The 3,555-nt window shown below is 63.1% G+C and carries 4 protein-coding genes; all 4 read right to left on the minus strand.

Annotated features, from left to right (window positions below; all coding sequences use genetic code 11):
• Nucleotides 1-80 precede the first annotated feature (80 nt).
• Complete coding sequence (locus AC1DT3_RS15145; protein WP_477466071.1) at nucleotides 81-413, minus strand: GYD domain-containing protein; 333 nt, start codon at nucleotides 411-413, stop codon at nucleotides 81-83.
• Between the two features lie 296 nt (nucleotides 414-709).
• The gene (locus tag AC1DT3_RS15150) at nucleotides 710-2,128 is read right to left on the minus strand and encodes a M20 family metallopeptidase (protein WP_477466072.1); all 1,419 of its coding nucleotides are present in this window, start codon (nucleotides 2,126-2,128) and stop codon (nucleotides 710-712) included.
• Between the two features lie 32 nt (nucleotides 2,129-2,160).
• A complete protein-coding gene (locus AC1DT3_RS15155; protein ID WP_477466073.1) occupies nucleotides 2,161-3,027 on the minus strand; it encodes an alpha/beta hydrolase family protein in 867 nt (288 codons plus the stop codon).
• A partial coding sequence (locus AC1DT3_RS15160) for an oligopeptide/dipeptide ABC transporter ATP-binding protein (protein ID WP_477466074.1) occupies nucleotides 3,024-3,555 on the minus strand: 532 nt, incomplete at its 5' end. The genes AC1DT3_RS15160 and AC1DT3_RS15155, both read right to left, overlap by 4 nt.

Below are 3,555 nucleotides of genomic sequence, written 5' to 3' on the forward strand. Positions count from 1 at the left end.
TCACAAGCCCTCGTAGGCCGGGCCGTCGAAGTGCCCGGCCTTTGTCTTGTCGGCCCCTCACGTGACCGTGCGCGAGGAGGTTACTTGCCCGGTTTTGTGTATTTTTCCGCTGCCTTGCCGGCGGCGGCAAAAACCTCCTTTGCCTCCGAGCTCGTGAACGCCTCCGTTGTCTCGTTGTCAGTGACGCTGCCAGAGGCGGCCGCCGCCAGAATGAACGCAGATGCCACCTTGGCGCTGGGCGCCTCCGTGATGACCAGGAAATCATAGTGGCCGAGGGTGATATAGAAGCTCAAAAGCTTCGCGCCGGTGGCTTCGACCAGATTTCTGACGGAGGGCTGGCGGTCCTCCGGTTTGGCGACGAGGTTCTTGATGGACTCTGCCGAATAACGACCCCGTGTGATGTAGATGGGCATCAGATTCCCTCCAGGATTTGGCCGGGGATGCCAAGCGCCGGCATCGAGGCCCGACGATGGTCCTCGGCGGCCAATCTCTAGCAACTGATTGCGGCTATCTTCGCGCTGGAAGCCGCCCGACAGCTTTGGGCGAGACAAGCCATCGACCACGACGGCTCCTTCCGGGCAAAAGCGACGGTGAAGGCTGAACAGGCTCGCCCCTCGCCCCAGGGTCAGACCCTAAGGCTGGCCGATGTCGAGCTATGATGCATTCTCCCGCCGACGCGACGTGAGACGCGCGTCGCGCTTGACCGCCTTCACACGACCGACATGTCGAGCGGTGGCTCGACGCCATTCCTGAGTGGGCTCACATAGGGGGTTTCGCGCGTCCGCTCCGCGAGATCAGCCTTGGCGGCAGCGATGAGGGACGTATCGGTGATTGCAGCCATGCCGGTCGCTGCCATGGCCTTTGCGACGTGGACCATCGCCTTGTGGGCAGCCGGAGCCTTCCCCTGGGCCACGACCTGCCACGTATGGAACGGGGTTCCAATGGCCACAGTCGGCGCGTGGGCTTGGACAGTCGGCACCACCCAGCTGACGTCGCCGATATCGGTCGAACCGATCATCGGGTTGCGCCGCGCATCGAGGGGGACGAGGAAATCGGCGAGCGGCGCCTCGGTCTGCGGTTGCCCAATCGCCCGATAGACCGAAGCGATCTCCTGGGCGGACAAGGTTGCTCGGATCTGGCGTGCGAATTCGCGATCCGCCTCGTCGAAAAGCGGAGGGCCGAGCTCCTCCATCGCGTTGTGAAGTGCCCGTTCCAACGGCTGGTTTCCGAGGGTGTTCGAGACCGCACTGACGATGCGCATGTCGACACGCGTCTCAGTCATCATGGCCGCGCCCTGAGCGATCTTGTGGACACGTTCGACCAACTCATGCATGCCGGCCAGATCCATGGCGCGGATGGAGTAGCGAACACGAGCATGGGCCTGTACCACATTCGGCGCGATGCCCCCGGTGTCCAACAGCGCATAGTGGACGCGCGCATCGGACGGCATATGTTCGCGCATGTAGTTCACGCCGACATTCATCAACTCCACCGCGTCGAGGGCGCTGCGTCCCAGGTGCGGGGCGGCGGCGGCGTGCGCTGCGCGGCCGGTAAAGACGAAATCGGCGCGGGTATTGGCCAGTGAGAGGGCCGGCGCAACCTCCCAGAAACTGTAGGGATGCCATGAAATGGCGACGTCGGCATCGGCAAAGGCGCCGGCACGCACCATGAAGGCCTTCGCAGCTCCGCCCTCTTCGGCCGGGCAGCCGTAATAGCGCACGCGTCCAGGAATCCCGTTCTGCGAGAGCCAGTTCTTCAAGGCGACGGCGGCGAGCATTGCGGCCGATCCCAAGAGATTGTGGCCGCAGCCGTGCCCGTGCCCGCCGGCCTCGATCGGACGATGCTCTGCAACCCCCGCTTCCTGACTGAGGCCCGGCAGCGCGTCATACTCACCGAGGAAGGCGATCACTGGTCCGCCCTCGCCTGCTTCGCCCATGATGGCGGTCGGTATGTCGGCGACGTTCTCAGCGACGTGAAAGCCGTGATGGCGCAATTCGGCGACGTGTTCGGCTGTCGAGCGGACTTCGGTATAGCAGACTTCCGGCATGCTCCAGACCCGGTCGCTCAAGGCGACGAGCCTGTCCCGAGCCGCGTCGACCTGCTGCCATATCTCATTCCGAGCGTTCATCTCTCACTCCAATATCTGTAACTGCGCGCAAGCTACAAAGCCATTTGCGGGGCCAACTCATCGGCCGTCGGCACGCGGTCTTCGAACCAGTATGCGGCCGCAGCGCGCGACATCGCGGCTCCATCATGGCCGACGCCTTCGACATCGATCAACCTCCAGCCAAACGGCATACCGAGACGTTCGGCCTCGCGCTTGGCAAAATCGAAGACGAAGTGGGCCCGTGCGTATCGGGTCGGCCCCTGCGCCAGGGCCTCGGCTTGCGACGGGAGGTTGGGGTCATCCATGTCGATATCCTGATCGCCGGCGAAAATGACCATCGGAAAGGCAAACCAGCGTGCCAGGGCATCCGTGTCGAGCCCGATTCCACCAAGCCCTTCAGGAAAGTTGCGCTTGAGAGTCGGTAACGTATACCAACCCGGATTGGCTGCGATGACAGCCTCGAAAGATGAATGGTTCTGCGTCGCCAAAAGGCGATGAGCAAACTGGCCCCCGGCGGAGTGGCCATAGAGGCGCGCCCGAGGACGGCGCGTGGCCCCTCCCCGTCGCAGTGCGGCAAACACGCGGCTCGGAACGGCATAGAGCCATTTCTCGTGCGACCGTGGTTCCCCATCATCTCCGATGACAAGACCGTTGTTGTAGCCTTCTGCGTTCGGGAAGCGCTCGTCGGCGAATGTCGGCGCTGCGATCAAGATGCGGTGTTTCTCCGCCGCTGGAATCCAGAAGTCGCGATAGTCGTCGCCGTTGCGGAGCATGCCATGCTGGACGATCACGACTGGATCGTCCGGTCCATGCTCGGCCGGGCGAAAGAAATTCACCTCGAGAGGCCGATCAGGGTGGAACTCGTCGACAAAAGGAAGCGAGCTGCGGCCGAAATCAGGCTTGAGTGTCGTCGTCGTCATGTGTTTTCCGAATGGTGCAGATGGCAGGCGGCGCTGCGTCCGGGCGCAATTTCAGTCAGCGGGGGACGGACCTCACGGCAAACCGACATGGCGTGCACGCAGCGCGGATGAAAAGGACAGCCGCTCGGTGGCGCAAGCGGAGATGGCAACTCGCCCTTGAGTGGCTGGAAATCCCGCTTGCGGTTCACTGCCGACGGGCTCGCCTTGATCAGCGCGGCACTATAGGGGTGCGCCGGCTCGGCAAAGACGGCGGCGGCGGATCCGATCTCGACGATCCGTCCGAGATACATGATCGCGACACGGTCGCTGATGTGCCGAACAATCCCGAGGTCGTGGCTGACGAACAGATAGGTCAGCCCATACCGCTCGCGGACATCCATGAACAGGTTGATGACCTGCGCCTGAATCGAGACGTCGAGCGCTGAAACCGGCTCGTCGCAAACGAGAAAATCGGGCCTTACCGCCAAYGCGCGAGCGATACCTATGCGCTGGCGCTGGCCGCCGGAAAATTGATGCGGATAGCGGTTG

Source organism: Microvirga sp. P4_G7, assembly GCF_056401005.1.